Origin of the sequence: Chryseolinea serpens, assembly GCF_900129725.1 — a bacterium.
GTDB classification, from domain to species: Bacteria; Bacteroidota; Bacteroidia; order Cytophagales; family Cyclobacteriaceae; genus Chryseolinea; species Chryseolinea serpens.
In genome coordinates this window covers 296,100-316,892 of the sequence record NZ_FQWQ01000002.1, presented here as the reverse complement: position 1 = coordinate 316,892, position 20,793 = coordinate 296,100, and the positions used below count along the sequence as shown (strand labels likewise).

Genomic DNA, 20,793 nt, shown 5'->3' with positions numbered 1-20,793 from the left:
GTCCGGGGTTATTCATTTATGCTCTTTCTCTTTGAAAGATGTGTGCATAGACTAGCCTCCGGGTACTCAGCTACTCTACAGGCGGACACTTTAGCCCGGTACCCTGACGCCAGAACCTTTCGGGGCAGAAACGGCATTCAGGTTGGTTGATGCCCGACCGGAATCTCATGGTTGATGCTCCTCTGACAAAGGCACAACCATTGAAATAAAGCGACCAAAGACAAAAGGGACGTCCTGCGAGCGTGCAATTTTTTTTAACTTTAACCCAACCTTAGAAGATACATGCAAGCGAGCGCGGTGAGACATATCAAAATAACCAGGGTAACGCAAAAAGGCACGCTGGAGATCGACGACCAACTGGCCGTGGAAGAACCGTTGGAAATACAGTTGGTGTATGGTGCTGCCGGCAACAGGACCACCAAAGTTATTTCAGTCACCATGCGCACGCCCGGAAATGATGACGAACTCGCCGCGGGTTTTTTGTTTACCGAGGGGATCATCAACAACAGAAAAGAGATCACCCACATCCGGGCCGATGGCGAAGATGAAAACAAAATGGTCGTGGAACTTGCCGACACAGCGGTGCCCCATCTTCAAACCGCCGACCGGAATTTCTACACCACCTCAAGCTGTGGGGTATGTGGCAAGGCTGGCATCGATGCGATTAAAACCGTTTCCATGTATGCACAGCAAGACGACTCCCTGCAGGTGAGCGCTGCGGTTTTTCATCGTCTGCCCATCGCCTTAAAAAAGCAACAGGAGTTATTTGCCAGCACGGGAGGGCTGCATGCCTCGTCGTTGTTTGACGCGGAGGGGAACCTGATCATGCTGCGGGAAGACGTGGGCCGGCACAATGCGTTGGACAAAGTGATTGGAGCTTCCTTTTTAAATGACCAATTGCCCTTAGACCACACGATCCTGCTGCTGAGCGGCAGGGCAAGTTTTGAATTGATCCAAAAGGCCAGCATGGCAGGGATAAAAGTAATCGCCGCGATCGGGGCGCCTTCCAGCCTGGCCCTGCAACAGGCGGAAGAATTTGGGATCACCCTCATCGGCTTTTTGGGAAATGAAAAATTCAATATTTATTCCGCCAGCCACCGGGTTGTTTTTGTATAGCATAAAACGAATAAGATGAAAATAAGAATCAGTGCAAATTCCATTCGTGTGCGATTGTCGAAATCGGAAGTGGAGAAGTTGAGTACGAAAGGACTTTTGGAGGACAAAACTTCGTTTGGTACAACCTACTTCAGTTATGCGGTGGAAAGAAAGGCTGGAATAAAAGCGCTTTCGGCAAATTACCGTGAGAATAAAATTACGTTATCTGTTCCCGAAACGCTCGTAACCGGTTGGCCGGAAAATACCGTAGTGGGATTTGATGCACACCAGGCCGTGAGCGAAACCGAAACCTTGTACCTCTTGCTTGAGAAAGATTTTAAATGCCTGGACAACACGTTGGAAGATCAATCGGACAATTTCGAAAACCCTAAAAAGGTCTGTTAGCATGAGCGATGAAGCAACACCCATTCCCCAAGCGGAAAACCCGGAGCAACTCACGGGATTGAAGCGTGGTAAGATCAAAACGGTTGCCGCCGGCATCCCTGCCGTGGTATCGAGCATGGAAAAAGTGATTGAAGAAGCCGGCTTTGCTCGCGGGATGAAAGGACTCTGGCAGCTCAATAAAAAAGGAGGTTTCGATTGCCCCAGCTGTGCCTGGCCCGACCCGGACGACGAACGCTCGGGCATCGCTGAGTACTGTGAAAATGGTGCGCGTGCCATGGCCGAAGAAGCCACCGCAAAAAAACTTACGGCTTCGTTCTTTGCGGAAAATTCGGTTTCTGATTTAGCTGCATTATCCGATCATGAGATCGGCAGCAAAGGACGCCTTGCCGAGCCGATGTTTTTACCAAGGGGCGCCACGCACTATCAACCCATCACCTGGGAAAGCGCTTTTCAGAAAATCGCGGCTTCGTTAAATCAACTCGCATCACCCGATGAAGCCATTTTCTATACTTCGGGCCGCACCAGCAATGAAGCAGCTTTTTTGTACCAACTATTTGTACGCGAATACGGCACCAACAACCTGCCCGATTGCAGCAACATGTGTCACGAGAGCAGTGGCGTGGCGTTGACAGAGTCGCTGGGAATAGGAAAAGGCTCTGTCACCCTCGAAGATTTTTATGACACCGAGGTGATCATGATCCTGGGACAGAACCCCGGGACCAACCATCCCCGCATGCTCACTGCCCTGCAAAAAGGCAAAGCAAAGGGAGCGAAGATCATTGCCGTTAATCCGTTACCCGAAACCGGTCTCATGGGGTTTAGCAACCCACAAACGATGAAAGGCATTCTGGGCATCGACACGGCGCTGTCTGATCTTTTTCTTCCCATAAAGATCAACGGCGACATGGCTTTCTTAAAGGCGGTGCAACGACTGTTGCTCGACGAAGAAGAACAAGCGCCTGGCAAGGTGATCGACCACGACTTTATCGCAAAAAGCACCACGGGCTTTAACGCGTTTTCGAACCATTTAAAAGAACAGAACCTGGACACGTTGTGCAAGGCGTCGGGCCTCACGCTGACACAGATCCGGGAAGTGGCAACGCTCTTAAAACATAAAACAAAAATTATTGTCTGCTGGGCCATGGGTCTCACGCAGCATAAAAATGCAGTCGACACCATTAAGGAAGTGGTCAACTTACTTTTGTTGAAAGGCAGCATCGGGAAACCCGGGGCGGGCACTTGCCCGGTGAGGGGACACAGCAATGTGCAGGGCGATCGCACGATGGGAATTATTGAAACGCCATCACCGTCGTTCTTGCAAAAGTTGCAAGAGAACTTTCATTTCACACCGCCCGCCAAACATGGCTATGACGTGGTGGAGAGCATCAAAGCGATGCATGCGGGCAAGGGCAAAGTCTTTTTTGCCATGGGTGGGAATTTTCTTTCCGCCACGCCCGATACCACATTGACGGCCGAAGCGCTTCGTAAATGTAGCTTAACGGTGCAGGTGTCCACCAAGCTCAACCGCAGTCATCTCGTGCACGGTGAAGAGGCCATCATCCTGCCCTGCCTGGGGCGAAGCGATGAGGACGTGGTGAATGGTGAGGAACAGTTTGTGTCGTGCGAGAACTCGATGGGCGTGGTCCAGTCGTCCAAAGGTGTTTTAAAACCCATCTCCGATCACCTGCTGAGCGAACCGGTCATGGTGTCCCGGCTGGCCAAAGCCACCCTTGGCGCGCGCAGCAAAATTAACTGGGACCGCTACGAACAACACTACGATGCCATCCGCGAAGACATCGAACGAACCATTCCGGGATTTGCAAATTATAACGAACGCGTGCGAAAACCGGGAGGATTTTACTTGCCGAATGGCAACCGCGAGGGAGTCTTTCAAACTGCCTCGGCTAAAGCGCACTTTAACGTGGCCCCGCTTTCCTCGATCGCGATGGAGGATGACGACCTGATGATGATGACCATCCGCAGTCACGACCAGTTCAACACCACCGTCTACGGTTTGAACGATCGCTACCGCGGCATTTACAACGAGCGCCGGGTGGTTTTGATGAATGAGTATGACATGCGCCAACGCGACCTGCAGGATGGTGACCTGGTGGACCTGGTGAATCGCTTTGAGGGTGTGGAGCGTGTGGCCCATAAATTTGTTGTGGTGAAATACCCGATCCCCGAAGGCTGCGCGGCCACCTATTTCCCCGAGACGAATGTGCTGGTGCCCCTGAACAGCGTGGCCGACAAAAGCAACACGCCCACGTCAAAGCAAGTGATCATAAAAATCAAAAAAGCAGCTGCCGTTGCGTGAGACTACGAAAGAATCCGCGACGGGCGCTGGAATAGCAAGTTTTTTAGCCTAACTTATAGTGATCTCGAGGAGATGATTTGAAAGACCCTTTTTACACCCGTAAAAAGATCTCTGCCATGCCGGACGTATTCATGTTAACGCATTCAGAATCTTATGAAAACAATTATTGCCCCCGTTGATTTCTCTGACGCATCGACAAACGCATTGTCATTTGCCGCGGAATTGTCCAAGAGAGCCTCTGCGCGTCTCATCATCGTGAATGTGCAGGCGGACCATGAAGATGAAGCGGGGACAAACAGCAAACTGAAATCAGTGATGTCGGATTTGAAAAATGCGTTCGGCCCCGGTTTGAATTGTGAGTCGTTGGTAACGCAGGGGAGTTTGATCGCCGCGCTAACGGAAATAACGGAAGCTCAGCGGCCCAACCTGATCGTTATGGGCACAAAAGGAGCAAGTGGTTTGAAAAGGATCTTGATCGGCAGCAATACCGTGAACGTGATCGCGAATACGAAGCTCCCCGTGTTGGTCATCCCCGAAGTGGCGCGGTTTGAAGACTTCAACCGAAAGGGAAAAACGAGGGTGATTTTGGCCACCGACCTTGACGCCTTGGAAAATGAGGATCCCCTCGACATTCTGAAGGAAATCGCCTTGTTGATCCTTGAACCGAAAATACGGGTACTAAGTGTCAGGCCGAAAAATACCAACCTCGACTTCCTCAAAAAGCTTGAACGCGACGCCCTTCTTTCGGCATTCAAACCTGAGATTGAAACGGAACGCGTCACGGTCTTCAGCGGCAACGTTATCCGGGGGATCAATTTTTATCTCAACGAACACGACGACACCGGACTGGTCGCGATGATTGCACGCGATTCGGGTGGACTTATCCAAAAGCACTTTACCCGGGAGATGGCTTCGCATACGCACTTGCCGCTATTGGTGATGCACGATGCTAAGATCTTGTCATGATGTTGGAAAGGGAACGCCGGTAGCCTGTTCACACAGGGCAAGAAACCGATCTTGCAAACTAATGTCGCCGGCCTGAGGATGATGACGCGCTTCCCGCTTGTGGTGAAAATACCGGCCAGTTACTTTTGCTTTCTCATCATTGCTCACCGCGAGCCATGCCTGTGTCTCGAAGCCTTTCTCAAGATTGTCCGGGGCGCCTGCGCCACCCATCTTTGTAGGCACCCAGCCTGGGTCAACCGCGTTGGAATAGATCTCCGGCCATTTACGCGCCACGGCCATGGACAACATTAGCACATAGAGTTTGGAATCGGAATAGCTTATGCCGCCCGAGTTGAAATTCAGATTTGGGTGGCCCGACAAATGCATCCCGGAGGTGAGGTAGATCAAGCGCTTTGGCGTTTGAATGAGGGCGGTCAGTATGTACGGGGCGAGTGTGTTCACTGAAAAGATCAGTTTGCCCGACACCTGATAGACACCGGCGTTGTGGATAATGGCATCAAAAGAGCCCAGGGCATTTACATCGGCCGCTAATTGTTTTGTTTCTTCAATATTGGATAAGTCGGCCGTCAAAACATTTTCCGCACCCGGCACGTCAAGCAGCGCTTGCCGCCCGCGCCCGGCATTGCGTGCATGCAGGACTACCTGGTGTCCTTGACTGATGAGTAACGCTGCCGCCATTTGACCAAGCCCATCGGCTGAACCGGTGATGAATATTCTTGCCATCTGAATTAATTTACTTGGAGTTGTCTTGTCATTTTTCTCTCGTTGGCAATTCAATTTATTAGATAGGCAATTCGTTGTGCCATAACATGCCAAAAGCCATCAAATATATGATCTGATGGCTTTTTTTTATGTTGATTCCGCCAGGAAATAATTTCATTTTGCACCTTATGCCGATACGGGCGCATCCTCGACGGCAAGTGAACTTGAAAGTTCACGATTGGATTTTGTTTGGTCCAGCAATTCGTTCGCCTTCCGCTCGCCTTCTGCAAGAGCATCAGCTCCCGCGAACCAGCGCAAGGGTGGCTCTTGCTGATCGGCAACGGTGACGAGTGCCTTCGCAAGCTTTTCAGGATCACCGCCTTGTTTTCCATTCATGCTTTCCCAGAACGGACGAAGTGTGGCATTGCGCTCGCGATAGTCATCAATAGCGCCTTCCGGCCAGAGGGTGGAGCCAGGTTCAAGGAGCCCTGTGCGAAAAAATCCTGGATTGACGATCGTAGTTTTTATGCCGAAGGGTGCCAGCTCGATGCGTAGGGAATCCATCCATCCCTCCACAGCAAATTTTGAAGCGGCATAGGCCGTGCAGTATTCGTATCCCACGAGGCCAGCCGTAGAGGAAATTGCGATGATGTGACCGGATTGTTGCTGGCGCATTTGAGGAAGCACGGCGCGCGCAACGATCATCTGTCCGAAAAGGTTTGTATTGAGTTGAGATTGGATCTGCTCCATGGACAACTCCTCAAAGAACCCGGCATAGAAATTACCGGCGTTGTTCACCAGCACATCTATGGCACCAAAGCGATCAATGGCCGACTTCACGGCCAGTGCGGCATCGGCAGGATTTGTAACATCGAGCTTAACCACGAGCAGGTTTTCAGTCTTTCCAATGGCCTTGGTTGTCTGCTCAGGGTTGCGTCCGGTCGCAACTACTTTATGTCCCGCAGCCAACGCAGCCTTGGCAATGTTCAGACCCATTCCACGGCCAGCGCCGGTGATAAACCAAACCTTTCCCTCCTTATTATGTTTCATGACTTTTTGTGTTGTGCATAAACTGATTCAGTTCGTGCGATTGATGCTACAAAGGTATTCCCGAAGGCGGCGGAGGAATAATGATTATCAAAGTAAAAAGTAAGAATTTCAAAGATTGACCGCTGTTATGCCAACCGGGCTGGACGGCCAAACGTTCATATTGGAAGTTCTGGCCATGCCGTGACTACCCCTATAAGACATGGTTGGATGCCCCTTTGATTTTATTAATTTTATGGTATGAAAAACAATGCTTCTGCGGTTTCAGATTTCAATGCTGAGTTAAAGCTAAAGGGATTTAAGGCCTATGAAGTCGACAGCAAGGCCGCGGGCCACAACTATAGTCGTAAAGACTTTTATAAAATCAGTTTGACTTCCGGAAAGTTTGTCTTTCACTATGCCGACAGAAGTTTTGAAACGGACGAACCCATTCTATTTTTTGGAAACCCGCGTATCCCTTATTCCTGTGAGATCGTCAAGCCGACGCCGGACGGCTACGCCTGCCTTTTTACGGAAGATTTTTTAAAGTTGAGCGAGCGTTCCGAAAGCCTGCTGCAATCACCCTTGTTCAAAATTGGGGGCACACCCATTTTGAAACTGGATAAAAAGCAAAAAGGCACGATCGCGGCCATCTTTCAAAAGATGATCGTCGATCAGGATTCTACCTATGCCTATAAAGACGAGCTGATACGCAACTATATCAACTTGATTATTCACGAGGCCTTGAAAATGCAACCTTCAGAAAATGTTGCTGGCGAAAAAAATGCAGCGCAGCGAATTACCTCCGTGTTTCTCGAACTCCTGGAACGGCAGTTCCCCATCGAAAGCACCGAACGCCCTCTCCAATTAAAAACGGCCCAGGATTTCGCACAAAATTTGGCCGTTCACGTGAACCACTTAAATAGTTCGGTAAAAGAAGTGACCGGCAAACCCACCACGGCCCACATTGCCGATAGAATCATCAGCGAAGCGAAAGCACTCCTGCAACATACCGATTGGAGCGTGACGGAGATCGCTTATGCCCTCGGCTTTGAATACCCCACCTACTTCAATAACTTCTTTAAAAAGAAAACGGGCCAAATCCCCAAAGCGATCCGGGCGATGCATCTTTGATTATTATACTTTTCTGGTTACTGCTGTCCTAATGCTGTGGCGATCTTTGTCTTGCATCTAAGGACAAGCGCGATCGTCTCTTCTTGAAGAGAACTTAATAAAAACAATGCGCAACAGCCTTTACACAAATTTGACTTTATAACGTCCACAGATAGCAGCAACGGTTAGAGGGTCCGGAGGCTCTGTTGAAAGTTTACCAAGCTCTTCGAATATTTTCAAGTCCCGCTGGAAAGATGTCCAAATGAACTTTGGGCATTGCTTGTTCCAACTACTTTCCAGGTATGGGGAATCGTGCGTGGTAAGAAAATCGCGTCGCCGCTTTTCAATATTTTGCAGTAACATTGAACCCAACGCCCATAGGGTATTTCTTCCACCGGGCCTGGCTTGCTTTTCGATAATAGGTTTTATGGTTGGTAAAACCCGCCGAAAATGTCACCCCTGAGCTATGACTCCCTTCTAACCATTGCAATCCAATAAAAACATCTTCGCTCACGGTGACGTTATAAGCGGATAAATCAATGTCGATCTTGCCCGTTCGGTTATTTACCGTTGCGATAATATTGTGTGTCAGAATATTTTCGAAGGGGAGTCCATTTTTTACGTTATAGATGTTTACTCTGAATGTAGCGGTGTCGGCGGTGTTGTAAGATATAGTAAAGCTAAAGTTTTCGAGATACGTTGGTGTGTTTTTGATCTTTATCCGTATGGCAAGCTCACTCCCCAGATCGCCCGATGCAAACTTGCCACCAAAGAATTTAGAGTCGGTTTTGTTGCCCAGTATCCTTGTGACAAGTTTTTTGTCAGTGATTCCGACCTCTTTTAATTCAATTGTTTTTTCTTTCAAATGAACCTTTAACTGTTTTTGTATTTTAAAAACGTCTTTCAGATAGAAGTCTCTGGGTTCATACCCGACCATCGAAATTCTAAGCGTATCGTGAAGGTTGGAATCAACCAGGGGTAGTTGAAATTCTCCTTTGAGATTAGAGGTTGTGCCTTTGTCTTTGTTGAGAATTCCGATGTTTACGTAAGGTAATGGCAAATTAGTAGTTTGATCCCGGATAGTCCCTTTCAGTAGCATTTTGTCTACCGCCCTCGAATCTTTGCCTGCGGGAGGAGGTGAGAAATGTCTGGTCACTTTTTCAGTGGGGATTTTCTCATAAAAAATTTGGCTGCCTTGAAGTTTGTCGAGCATATAATCAACGGTCAAGACTTGGATGACATCATAGGGTGCGAGGATCCGATCTTCCGAAGCCATGACACTTAAGCTGGAAAAATCTTCGTGTTTTGAATGCTTTATCTTCAGATAGATTTTGTCACCTGAAATATGATCGGAGATATTGTAGATCGAATCAGGGGAATCATCGCCTTCGGCGATGTCGCTATCCAGGTAAAGAAAGGAAGAGCGAATGGCTTCCGGTTTAAAGAAGGTCCCTTCGCGTATGCGCGTAAGCTTTTCATCTTCTTCCGGGTTGCCATACATAAATTGCTCAGACCCATCCAGCGAAACAACCGCTTTGATCTTGCCGGGTTCGGTCATCGCCATAATGGCTGAAGCCAGGCCACCCCAACTATATCCGATCAACCCAATTTCGTTGGATAGGGTATGCCTTTTTCTGAGGTGATCTATGACAAAGTTTGCATCGCCTATTTGTTCATAGACGCCCAAAGAATCCATGGTCATGTTACCGGGGTAGGCACCGATTGAACTGATCGATGCCACAACGAAGCCGTTCTTTGCCAGCGCCTCAAACAACAGATAGTTCTCATAGCTCATTCCATTGAATCCGGCCAAATAAAGGATTAACGGGAATGATCGTGCTATCGGTTTTGCATTCCAATAGCTATTGGTTTTTATTTTTTTCAGAGCGTGGTAGTCCTTGCAATTTAAGCCCGCACAAATGTATTGGAGCAGCTCGTCCGTCAATCCGTCATAACGCTTGGTGTCGTCATAAAAATTGCTTCTGATCTCAAATAAGTGTACCAGATCCGAAAAGGACGCGATGGTGTCTGAGGAGACAATCTCGGCGGGATACCACAGGTCGATATCCATTGGCCTGAAATGCAGTTTGTCCGATAACCGGGAATCCGGCTTGTAAAGCCTGCTTGAATCATATGTGCTAATGATTTTAAAACCTGCCTGATAGGGTTGTGCGTGTACCGGTGCGGTGAGTGACTTTAGGAAGATCAACACAGCAGTGGCTACAAATACTCTCATGGTTGGATGTTATACTGTATTTATAATGCAAACGATCACCCAAAGGATGTGTGGAAATGGAAAATAGTTTTGGCGCTGATCTCTAAATTCCGTTAGCGATCGGTCTTGACCCAAAAGGAACTAAATGAAATGGCGAGCCGTTTTCAAGGTTCTACCGCATCAACCCTTTTTTATGGCTGGAAAAAGAACCACCACGCGCATCCCCCTGCTTAAAAGCGATTGCTATCGCAGCGTATACTTCAAGCATCCGCCGGCCCATGAGCCACTGGAGCGTCCGGCGGCGTCGCTACAGCATTTTGAGATCCACAACCGGTGTATTTGGAAGAACAGGGCCGACGCACATCGTCTTGATTTTTACTTAGTGTTCCTCGTAATCGCAGGGGAGGGCACGCACCGGATGGGGCTTCACGAACACGACCTGCGCAAAAATATGCTCTGCTTTGTCGGGCCCAACGTGATCAGCTCCTGGGACTGGACTGGCGACGACCACCGCGGCTACTTCGTTTCTTTTTCGGACGACTTCTTCAACACGGGCCGCAACGACAAACAATTCTTGTCACGACTGCCGTTCTTCCAAATCGACGGCCAGGCCGTGCTTCATCTTTCCGACGAACAGGCAAGCCAATATGCTTCGCTGTTCCGGTTCATGGAAGGTGAGTATGCCCATCGCCGTGCGCATAGCGATGAGGTGTTGCGCAGTTGTCTCCATGCTTTGGTGCACAAAGCCCATGCTGAATATCCATCCGAAACCTCTTCGCAAGCGCCGCGCGACCGCTCCGGGCTCCGGCTGTTGGAGGCGTTCACCGACCTGTACAGCCGCGACTTCGAACCCATCCAGCAAGGGAAGATGATTCGCATCCGGAAAATGTCCGATTATGCTGCGGCGCTCGGCGTATCACAAAATCACCTGAACGACACCGTCCGCGCGTTGACGGGGCATTCGGCGGGGCAACTGGTCCGGATCAGGTTGGTCAAACAAGCCACCATGTGCCTGATGCATTCGGATAAGACCGTGAGTGAGATCGCTTACCTGCTGGGGTATGAAGATCCTTCCTATTTCGCGCGGTTCTATAAAAGCCAGACGGGGAAAGCGCCGTCGGACGTGGTGAAAAGTGCCTGAGTATCCGTAGTCTGTCCTGTGTTTATGGATTGGTTCTGTCTCAATTTTGTGTCGTACACAAAATATATGAACAGATGGAATATCGATTCTTAGGAAAATCAGGACTCCGCGTGCCGGTGCTCAGTTTAGGGACGGCGACGTTTGGGGGAACAACAGAATTTTTTAAACGCTGGGGACAGACCGATGTGCGCGAGGCGTCGCGGCTGATCGATGTCAGCCTGGAGCACGGACTCAATTTTTTTGATACAGCGAATGTGTATTCGCAGGGCGCGTCAGAAGAGATCCTGGGCGCCGCTTTGAAAGGGAGACGTCACCAGGCGATCATCTCCACGAAGGCAACATTCTCTATGGGCGACGGCCCCAATGACGCAGGAGCATCGCGATACCACATTCTCCGCGAAGCCGACGCGAGCCTGAAGCGGCTCGGCACGGACTTTATCGATCTTTATTTTATACACGGCTTCGACCCGCACACGCCGGTGGAAGAAACCCTCCGCGCGCTCGATGACCTGGTGCGTTCGGGAAAGGTGCGCTACATCGGCTGTTCCAATTTCGCAGCGTGGCAGTTGATGAAGGCGCTGTCGGTTTCGGAGAAACACCATCTCCATGCCTATAGCGTTTACCAGGGCTACTACTCGATCATCGGGCGCGACTACGAATGGGAGTTGCAGCCGCTGGCCGAAGACCAGGGGATCGGGTTGATGGTCTGGAGCCCGTTGGGTTGGGGCCGGCTCACGGGAAAAATACGGCGCGGACAACCTTTGCCAGAGGGACGGATCAAATCCGGCGGAACGGCCGGTGGCCCTGGGGTGGACGATGCCCTGCTCTACGACACGACCGATGTGCTGGAAGCGTTGGCGGACGAAACCGGAAAGAGCATTCCTCAACTGGCGCTCAACTGGCTGCTCCAAAAGAAAACCGTTTGCAACATCGTGGTGGGTGCGCGCAATGAGGAGCAATTGTTAGAAAATCTCGGCGCAGTAGGATGGAACCTCACCGGAGAACAGGTGGCACGCATCGATGCGGTGAGCGCTCAGAAACCGATGTACCCGCATTGGGTGGGGATGCGATGAATTCATTTTTAACCGCCCTCCTTCGCTAAAGCTTCGGCGGGCAAGCAAAGAAAGGACACAGAGAAATTCCCTTGACGCCGGCTTTGCGCCTCTCTTTACTCGCCGAAGCTTTAGCGAAGGCGAGGCGGTTAAGAATTTCCTTCGTGGCCCCGGTTCAGATCTAATCTATGCACACATCTTTCAAAGAGACAGTGCATAAATGAATAACCCCGGACTTCAGTCCGGGGTACATAAGCCATGTCCCATCACGGTCCGCCAGCTGGCGGACTGACCACGCCGATGATTGGGCGACAGCGTACATATGGAGGGAAAGTCAGTCCGCCAGTTGGCGGACCGTCATAAATTAGGTGTCTGTACCCCGGACTAAAGTCCGGGGTATTCAAGATATTATATAGCACATTGTGTTTCCGAACATTAGGCTTAAAGCCAGGCTCAGTCACTTATACCCTCTCACCTTCAAAGGTATGTGCATAGACTAGGGTTCACAGGAATGTGCAAATTTTTAATACAATGTGTATCTTGTCTCTTTATGGATTCAGAGCAGGTTGTGTCTTTTGCGCAAACATTTTAATGCATGGGGATGGTCGGTATTATTTCCTGGTTTCGTCAACCCTTCAGACTGCTGGATTCACATCGTGCGCGCTGGCAGCTGGTGATTTTTTGTGGTGTGTTTGGTTGCGCATTTCTCAACGTTTTCCATCCGTTTAACATGAACGAGTGGTTCCACTCGGTGGACACTCCGTTGTTCGCTATCCTCACGTTTTTCTGCGCGGCCGGCATGGCGGCGCTGGCGTTGACGCAATTTGTGATCCGGTCGCTATTCCGGGTCGAACTGACCACCCGCATCGGTTTTTTTGCCTGGCTGCTGGTGGAATTTTTTTTCATTTCCGTGGCGGTGCATACCGTCAACATCATCCTGCTCCAACTGTCATTCTTTAACCTTCACGAGTACCTCGACACCCTGAAGTATACGCTGATGGTCTTAGTCTTGCCCTATTTCCTGGCCATCCTGTTGCTGTTTGTACAGAAACAACTCGTCACCGTCGAGGAGCTCACCATCAAGGTGAATCGATCGCAATCGTCCGAAAGCGTAACGATCAATGATGAAAATGGGAAGATCGTGGTGCGCATGCCGGTGGGGAACATCCTTTACTTTAAATCGGAAGACAACTATATTTTTTTGTACTACAAGAGCGACCATGAGGTGAAAAAGGAATTGATCCGCAACAACCTCAAAAAACTGGAGCAGGATTTGAATCTTCCGAATTTTATTCGGATCCATCGTTCGTATATGATCAACACGCAAAATTTAGTTTCGATCCTCAGAACGTCGCAAGGCTACCGGGTGAAAATGGACGCCACGCCCGACCAGGTTCTGGTCGTATCGGCCACCTATCAGCGGGCGTTCGAAGACCGCGTGGTGCAACCCGGCGTTTAACGTCCCCCCAAGCTCACCCCACAGACGCCGATTTTACCCCAAAATCAAGTATTCATACGCCATAAGCCATAGAAGCGGCCGAGATTTAGTCCTTCACTTTAATCGCGTGTCCGGGTAGCTATGGCAGGAAGGTATTGTTTCTTTTATCTCGTTTTGGTACTGGTATTTTGGGGTTGTTCTTCAAAGGAAAGTCACAAAGACATCCCGCAACAGGCTGTTGCACAACCGCCGCAGGGAGATCCGCAAGTCGGCATGGCGCTATATGCCACCTGCAAAGCCTGCCACGGCGATGCGGCACAGGGCAACAAAAAATTCAAAGCGCCAGCGCTGGTAAACACCGACGGCTGGTACCTCTACAGGCAACTGATAAATTTCCACAACGGCGTTCGCGGTGGTCTGCCCGCCGATACATTGGGTTTTCAAATGGCGGCGATGGCCAAGACCTTGAAAGACTCCGTCGCGGTGACACACGTGGTGGCCTACATCAAAACGTTGCCTCAAGTGGTATTGCCGCCGATCATTGACGGCGAAATCAAAAAAGGAGAGCGCGCCTATCAAAGCGTCTGCGGTGCCTGTCACGGACCCGGCGCCCGTGGCAACGAAAAAATGAACGCGCCCCGCCTCAACGGTCTCGACGATTGGTATCTGAAAAGCCAGATCGCCAAATTCAAAAACGGCACACGCGGTGCACATCCCGCCGATACGTACGGCGCGCAAATGGTGCCCATGGCAGCCTTGCTGGTCGACGACCGGGCCGTGAACGATGTGATTGCCTACATCCGATCAACCACACAACCACAGGAGTGATGCGGATCCAGCTTTTTATCACCGTGGTTTGTGTAGTCGTGACGCTGGAAGTGGTCCTGAGGTCAGCGCCTGCAAATGGCCCGGCCTTGTGTAACACCTGCCCGCCCGGTTTTGAATTGACGGACGCCAACCTTTGCAAACTCAGGAGCCTCTATCAGCAATACGAATCCGGCCAGGGCGACGACCCGGGCGTGGGCGGATTGAAGACGGCATTGCCCGCCGTGCGCGATGGGTTCACGCCCCAGCAAATTGATTTGGGTCGTTATCTTTTCTTCGATCCCGTTTTGTCGGGCGATGGCACCGTGTCGTGCGCCACATGTCATCAACCCGCGAAAGGCTTTAGCGACGGATTGAAAACCAGTGTGGGACTTCACAACACAAAGCTCAAGCGCGCAGCACCGAGTTTGTGGAACGTGGCATTCTATAAAAAATTCTTTTGGGATGCGCGTGCCACCTCGCTGGAGGAACAAATGACCGGCCCACTCTATTCGGCCGACGAAATGGGCACGACGCGTGAACAACTTTTAAAAACGCTGAACGGCATTGCACCTTATCGCGATATGTTTGAAGAGGCATTTCCCGACCGCGCTTCCGGGGCAATACGGCTCGATGAGATTTATACGGCCATCACGGCGTTCGAGTCATCCCTTATCTCGCTCAACAGTCGCTATGATCAATATGCACACGGCTATCCTGAAGCCTTGAACAAAGCAGAGATCGAAGGACTGAATATTTTCAGGTCGTTTGTCGCGCGCTGTGCCGAGTGTCATACACCGCCGTTGTTCACCAATCAACAGGTGGCGGTGATCGGCCTGGCGCCACCCGAGGGCAGCGCGTTCGATCCCGGCGCCCAGGAAACTTTCCACGACGCGTCACTGCGGGGTGCTTTTAAAGTGCCCAGCCTTCGGAACATCGATCGCACGGCGCCCTATACGCATGCGGGCCGGTTCGATTCGCTTCGGGAGATGATGACTTTTTATTCGGCGGGCCGTGGCCATGAAGCGCCCCGCAATGAAAAGCTTCACATCCACTGGCACATCTGGGAGCCCAAACTCACCGACTATGAAATGGACCGGCTCGTTGATTTTGTAAAGACCCTGACCGACGAAAGTTTTATGCCCCGCGCCCCGGAGACCGTTCCGTCGGGTCTCGCGATCGATAAAAACACAGATCAAAAAACACAAGCATCTCTATCTCCGACTACTCATTAACCTAACCTCAAATCATCAAATGAAAACAGCAAAGCGCGTTCTTCTTGTGGTGGCCATCTTCGCGATCGGCATCTACTGTGGGAAACTGTTTTTCGGTCGTGGCTCCGACATTCCGGCGCCCGTGCCAACCTATTTTAGCGAGTCTGCACAACCGGGCGATTCCGTCGGCGTCGGTGCGGGCACCGTCACCGGGAAGATCATCGAGGTGAAAAATGGGAGCTCCATCCAGGAAGCCGTCGGCAAAGCAAACCCGGGCGACCTGATCCGGATCTATCCCGGTGTCTACCACGAAACCGTCTACATCGACAAAGACAACATTTCCCTGCAGGGCGTGATCGTCAATGGCGAGTGGCCGACGCTCGATGGCGAGAAAAAGCAAAACGATGCCATTCTCTATTCGGGCAATGGCGTGTTGGTGGAGAACCTGAAGATCACCAACTACAAAGGCAACGGCATCATGGGACAAGCCGGCAACAACTACGTGATCCGCAACAACTGGATCGTCGACACCGGTGTGTATGGCATCTTTCCGCAGTTTGGCAAAAACGGATTGGTGGAACGAAACATCCTGACCGGCATTGAAGACGCCGCCATCTACATTGGCATGTGCGACAATGTGGACGTCCGGTTCAACGAAGTGTATGGCAACGTGGCCGGCATTGAAATAGAAAACTCCCGGCACGCGCTGGTGGAATACAATTATGCGCACGACAACACGGGAGGGATCCTCGCATTTCTCACCCCCGGTTTGCCGATCAAAACGTGCTACGATGTGATCATCCGCAACAACTATGTGTACCACAACAATACCAAGAACTTTGGTGCCGTGGGTTCAACCGTGTCGCACATTCCAAAAGGCACCGGCATGCTCATCATGGCCGCGGACGATATCACCATCGAAAACAACATCGTGACGGGCAACGACAACGCAGGGATCACCATCACGGACTATGGCTATGCCGGCGTGGATCACGCGAGTGACCCGGAATCGGAACCCAACTCGGACCGCATCACGCTGCTCGACAATTTCATGAGCAACAACGGCGCCGACCCGGTGGCGGATGTGAAAACCATCATGATGACAAAACTCTCAAAACTCGGACCCGACATCATTGCCGTGGGCGGTGGTGTGGGGAGCTGTGTGATCAATCCCGGTCGCTACAGAACCTTTGGCCTCGATGCCTACGCCAACTGCCAGGCGCGCGACACGCGCAGTGTGAAAACCTACCTGCTGAACAAACCCGTGACCCCGCGCATCACGGCGTCGATGGAAAAAGGAAGGATGACCTATTATGGCGTGTGCTCGGGATGTCATGCCTACAGCACACGACTGGTGGGCCCGCCGGTCAATACGATCCAGGCGATGTACAAAAATAACGCGCAAGGAATTGTCGATTTCATCGCCCACCCGGTTCACAAACGCGACGACTACCCGGAGATGCCGCCACAAAACTACCTGACGACGGAAACCCGGAAAGCGGTAGCCGAGTACATGCTGTCCATTACCAAATAGAAATGTTTCAAATCCAATACCTGCCTATGTAGCAACCATCCTAAACCAAACCGAAAACCTAAACCTATGAAGAAATTTTACCACCTGATCCCCCTTTGCCTGTTGCTGCTTTTTGGCGGCGCGGCGCAAGCGCAAACCACCGTGACGGGCACGGTGGTTGACAACGACACCCAGGAGCCGTTGCCCGGCGTGAACGTTGCCGTGAAAGGCCAGACCGAAGGCGATTTTGCCAGCTCCGATGGGAAGTTCGCTGTTACCGTGAGCAAGTATCCCATCACGCTGGTGTTTTCGTTTATCGGATTTGCCACACAGGAAGTGGAAGTAACGGCCGCGCAAGATCTGTTTATAACGCTCATGCCCGCGTCCACACTCATGAACGAAGTGGTGGTGGCCGCCAGCCGCACGAAGCAACGGAAAATTGAATCGCCCGTAACCATCGAGCGCATCGGCACGAAGGACATCATCAACTCGCCCCAGGTAAACTATTATGACATGGTGCAGGGCATCAAAGGTGTTGACGTCACGGTGTCGAGCATCGGGTTCACGTCGGTGACCACCCGTGGCTTCAACACCAGTGGTAACACAAATTTTCTCCAGTTAGTGGACGGCATGGACAATCAGGCGCCGGGGTTGAATTTTCCCCTGGGCAACGTCATTGGCCTGACGCAACTGGATGTTGACAATGTGGAGATCCTTTCCGGCGCGTCGTCCGCACTTTATGGTTCGCGGGGCTTGAACGGGGCCATGGTGATGACGGGTAAAGACCCGTTCCAATACCAGGGACTGAGCGTGTTGCTGAACCAGGGTGTGAACCATGTGAAAAGCAAAACGTCGAACGATCCCGTGGGAGCGTCTCCGTATACTGACATCACGCTGCGCTATGCCAAGCGGGTCGGGGAAAAGCTTGCCTTCAAAGTGAACTTTCAATACACCAAAGCCAACGACTGGGTGGCCAGCGACACCACCAACAAAAACGGACCGGGCACACGCTACACCGACCCGAACTACAACGGCGTGAACCTCTATGGCGGCGCTACCTCGGTCGACATCACTCCCTTCCTGCAGTATGCCGTTTCACAGGATCCCTCCCTGGCGCCGATCATCGATCCGCTTTTGACAAAACAAAACTACGTTGCCCGCACAGGCTACCCGGAGTATGGATACCTGAACAACAACGTAAGGCTGATGAAGTCCAATGCAGAATTGCGCTATAAGCTGACGCCCGGCGTGCAAGCTATTTTCTCCGGCACCTATGGAACGGGCAGCGTCGTCTACACCAACGATACGCGCTACCAGATCAGGGATTTTAAAGTGGGGCAATACCGCGCCGAGCTGCTTTCCAAGAACTGGTTTTTGCGGGCCTACACCACGCAAGAGAATTCAGGCAAGACCCTGTTGGCCGGACCCACGGCGCAATACGTCAACGAAGCCTGGAAACCCAGCTACGATCCGAACACAGGCGATGGCTGGTATCCCCAATACACCGGCGCCCTCATTCAGGCGCTGGCGATGGGCGCCGATCTGAACAGCGCACACCTCGCCGCCCGTTCCTATGCCGACATCGGCAGACCGGCATTGGGCTCAGCCCAATTCAACCATTTGAAGGACAGCGTCTCGCAACGCCCCATCACCGAAGGTGGCACGTTGTTCCTCGACCGCAGCAAACTCTACAACGTGGCCTTTCAATATAATTTTTCGGACGTCGTGAAGTGGGCCGAGATCATTGCCGGCGTGAACTACCGGATGTATGACCTGAATTCGAAGGGCACGCTCTTTCCCGATGAAACCAAACCGATCCATGTGAATGAATACAGCGCCTATGCCCAGGTCATCAAGCGCCTGATCCACGACCGGTTGGCGCTGACAGGTTCTGTGCGGTGGGATAAGAATTCGTTGTTCGCCAATGCGAAGCCGACCACCCGGGTGTCGTCGGTGTTTGAATTGTTTGATCAGAATTATTTGCGCTTCTCGTTCCAGAATGCCTATAGCTTTCCATCCAACATCCAATCGTTGCAAAACACTTTGAATGGCTACCGGTCGTATTCCTCCGGTGGCTCGTCCTATTTGTTGAACGACACGTATCATTTCAATGTCTATGCGCCCTACACCCTGGAAAGTGTGGAGAAGTACCAGCAAACCAATGATACCAACGACTTGAAAAAGTTTGTGGTGAACGACATCAAGCCCCAAACCGCTAACTCATTCGAACTGGGCTATGCGGCCGTGCTCGGTAAGAAAGTGCTGGTCGATGTGTTGGGTTATTTTGCTACGTGGAAGGATTTCATCGGCTACACCAACGTGGCCAATACCCCGGGCACCACCGATCCCACGGCCTTCCTGGATCGCAACACGTATACGGTGTACAACATCGCCTACAATGGCGCGCAGACCGTGAACACCTATGGTTATGCGGCCAGCGTGAGTGTGGATCTGAGCAAGAACTTTATCGCCAAGGTTAACTACTACTCCGATCACCTCAAAAACAAGAACGAAAGCCAGATCAACAACTTCAACACGCCGCACTACCACATCAACATGGAATTTGGCAACACGGGTTTTGGAAAGAAGAAGACATGGTCGTTCAACACCACGCTGCGCTACAAACCCGGATATTTTTACCAGGTGGCCGGTGGTTTAGGAAATGGAACGGTGCCGTCGTCGACGGTGATCGATGCGCAGGTTGGATACAAGATCCTGAGCGCTCGCTCGACGGTTAAACTGGGGGCAACCAATTTAACAAACCGGTATTACTCAACAGGTATTGCGAACCCCACGATAGGCGGGATGTATTATGTATCGTTAGCGTATAACGTATTTTAACTGGGTGAAGCAATAGGTGGCTTGCCGGAAGGCAAGTCACCTTTTTTTTGTGACGAGGCAATGAAAGTCATCGCGTTACCACTTCAGCTGCTTTATCGGAGGCCCCACGCGTTTGAAGCCATGTTCTTCCCTGAATTTATCTTGTTCCGCTTCCGTCAGGTTTTTCCCCAGGCCCTGGCTCATCTTGGTAAAAAATTCTTCCATCTTCCCGGCCGGCTGGAAGAACATCAGGAGTTTGGCTTCACCTTCGCCGACTTTTGCAAAACTGTGCGGGATCATGCGCGGTCCGAACACGCTGTCGCCGGCTTTTGCCTTATAGACGGTTTCTCCCACTTTGATCAAAAATTCTCCTTGCAAAACATACCACCACTCATCCTGGGTAAAATGATAGTGATGGGCGGGGCCGCCTTCTTTTATTCGCTTTGATTCGAAAACATAGATGTCGCCGTTGGTGTCTTTTGTAGCAACCTTGCAATCAAAGGTGTCGCCTTCAAACAGGGAGAGGCTTTTGTCATTCCGGTCCTTTCCGGCACTGACCATGAATCCGGTGTCCAACAGAAATTTTTTGACGGATTTCGCCAGGGCGTTGAACGGTGCTGCCACGATCGCTGTAGCGGCGAGGCAGGTTTGTAAGAAGTTAGTCCTTTTCATAAGCGTGGGATTGGAAATTCATGTCATTGCTAGTATATTTTCGTTCCGTAAATGGAATTTGATGGTATAAGGATAGATTATTTGTCGAGGTTTTGAAATAACCCTTTTGGGTGATGGCCTGCCTCGAACGATTGGTATATGCTTTGATAAGGTATTGCGGCCCGGCGACACGTTGAACGGGTGATTGATTTATAGCCACAATTTTAACTGCTCATCATTACTTCATATCATAGACATTTGAGCGGCAGGATATCAAACTCCAAGAAGAGCTAAAACGTTAACGTACCCTTATTACTTTCT

Annotated in this window: 16 protein-coding genes; 12 read left to right on the top strand and 4 right to left on the bottom strand. The window is 51.0% G+C overall.

The window, feature by feature from the left end:
- Positions 1-282 precede the first annotated feature (282 nt).
- The 4 genes from fdhD to BUB30_RS15240 all read left to right on the top strand — a co-directional run bounded on the left by fdhD (position 283) and on the right by BUB30_RS15240 (position 4,783).
- Positions 283-1,116 carry a formate dehydrogenase accessory sulfurtransferase FdhD gene (fdhD, locus tag BUB30_RS15255; protein ID WP_073135624.1) on the top strand — a complete coding sequence of 278 codons (834 nt, stop codon included), beginning with the start codon at positions 283-285 and terminating at the stop codon, positions 1,114-1,116.
- 15 nt (positions 1,117-1,131) lie between these two features.
- The gene (locus tag BUB30_RS15250; RefSeq protein WP_073135622.1) at positions 1,132-1,500 is read left to right on the top strand and encodes a DUF7009 family protein; all 369 of its coding nucleotides are present in this window, start codon (positions 1,132-1,134) and stop codon (positions 1,498-1,500) included.
- A 1-nt stretch (position 1,501) separates the two neighbouring features.
- Positions 1,502-3,817, top strand: coding sequence for an FdhF/YdeP family oxidoreductase (locus BUB30_RS15245; protein WP_073135620.1), 2,316 nt, complete (start codon positions 1,502-1,504; stop codon positions 3,815-3,817).
- Positions 3,818-3,970: 153 nt separating this feature from the next.
- On the top strand, positions 3,971-4,783 hold the full coding sequence (locus tag BUB30_RS15240) for a universal stress protein (RefSeq protein ID WP_073135618.1): 813 nt from the start codon (positions 3,971-3,973) through the stop codon (positions 4,781-4,783).
- Here BUB30_RS15240 and BUB30_RS15235 read toward each other — a convergent pair.
- Both BUB30_RS15235 and BUB30_RS15230 read right to left on the bottom strand, forming a co-directional pair.
- The gene (locus tag BUB30_RS15235) at positions 4,778-5,506 is read right to left on the bottom strand and encodes an SDR family NAD(P)-dependent oxidoreductase (protein WP_073135617.1); all 729 of its coding nucleotides are present in this window, start codon (positions 5,504-5,506) and stop codon (positions 4,778-4,780) included. The genes BUB30_RS15240 and BUB30_RS15235 overlap by 6 nt on opposite strands.
- 165 nt (positions 5,507-5,671) lie before the next feature.
- A complete protein-coding gene (locus BUB30_RS15230) occupies positions 5,672-6,535 on the bottom strand; it encodes an SDR family oxidoreductase (RefSeq protein WP_073135616.1) in 864 nt (287 codons plus the stop codon).
- Between the two features lie 237 nt (positions 6,536-6,772).
- Here BUB30_RS15230 and BUB30_RS15225 point away from each other — a divergent pair, with 237 nt between their 5' ends.
- On the top strand, positions 6,773-7,645 hold the full coding sequence (locus BUB30_RS15225; protein ID WP_073135614.1) for a helix-turn-helix domain-containing protein: 873 nt from the start codon (positions 6,773-6,775) through the stop codon (positions 7,643-7,645).
- Positions 7,646-7,967: 322 nt separating this feature from the next.
- Here BUB30_RS15225 and BUB30_RS15220 read toward each other — a convergent pair whose 3' ends face one another.
- Positions 7,968-9,860, bottom strand: a complete 1,893-nt coding sequence (locus BUB30_RS15220; RefSeq protein WP_084138147.1) for an alpha/beta fold hydrolase — start codon at positions 9,858-9,860, stop codon at positions 7,968-7,970.
- A gap of 172 nt (positions 9,861-10,032) precedes the next feature.
- Between BUB30_RS15220 and BUB30_RS15215 the strand changes: the two genes are divergently transcribed.
- The 7 genes from BUB30_RS15215 to BUB30_RS15185 all read left to right on the top strand — a co-directional run bounded on the left by BUB30_RS15215 (position 10,033) and on the right by BUB30_RS15185 (position 19,842).
- Positions 10,033-10,980 (top strand): helix-turn-helix domain-containing protein, encoded by a 948-nt coding sequence (locus BUB30_RS15215; protein ID WP_073135610.1) that lies wholly within the window; start codon positions 10,033-10,035, stop codon positions 10,978-10,980.
- A gap of 74 nt (positions 10,981-11,054) precedes the next feature.
- Entirely contained in the window at positions 11,055-12,053 is a 999-nt protein-coding gene (locus tag BUB30_RS15210; protein ID WP_073135609.1) for an aldo/keto reductase, read from the top strand.
- Positions 12,054-12,762: 709 nt separating this feature from the next.
- Entirely contained in the window at positions 12,763-13,491 is a 729-nt protein-coding gene (locus tag BUB30_RS15205) for a LytR/AlgR family response regulator transcription factor (RefSeq protein ID WP_178377119.1), read from the top strand.
- Positions 13,492-13,644: 153 nt separating this feature from the next.
- The gene (locus tag BUB30_RS15200; protein WP_221408724.1) at positions 13,645-14,298 is read left to right on the top strand and encodes a c-type cytochrome; all 654 of its coding nucleotides are present in this window, start codon (positions 13,645-13,647) and stop codon (positions 14,296-14,298) included.
- Positions 14,298-15,509: a cytochrome-c peroxidase gene (locus BUB30_RS15195; protein WP_073135605.1), complete on the top strand. Its 1,212-nt coding sequence runs from the start codon at positions 14,298-14,300 to the stop codon at positions 15,507-15,509. Before BUB30_RS15200 ends, BUB30_RS15195 begins: the two co-directional genes overlap by 1 nt.
- 19 nt (positions 15,510-15,528) lie before the next feature.
- Positions 15,529-17,022: a parallel beta-helix domain-containing protein gene (locus BUB30_RS15190; protein WP_073135603.1), complete on the top strand. Its 1,494-nt coding sequence runs from the start codon at positions 15,529-15,531 to the stop codon at positions 17,020-17,022.
- Between the two features lie 66 nt (positions 17,023-17,088).
- Entirely contained in the window at positions 17,089-19,842 is a 2,754-nt protein-coding gene (locus BUB30_RS15185; RefSeq protein ID WP_073135601.1) for a TonB-dependent receptor, read from the top strand.
- 75 nt (positions 19,843-19,917) lie between these two features.
- Here the strand turns inward: BUB30_RS15185 and BUB30_RS15180 are convergent, their stop codons facing one another.
- Positions 19,918-20,493 (bottom strand): cupin domain-containing protein, encoded by a 576-nt coding sequence (locus BUB30_RS15180; protein WP_073135599.1) that lies wholly within the window; start codon positions 20,491-20,493, stop codon positions 19,918-19,920.
- Between the last annotated feature and the right edge of the window lie 300 nt (positions 20,494-20,793).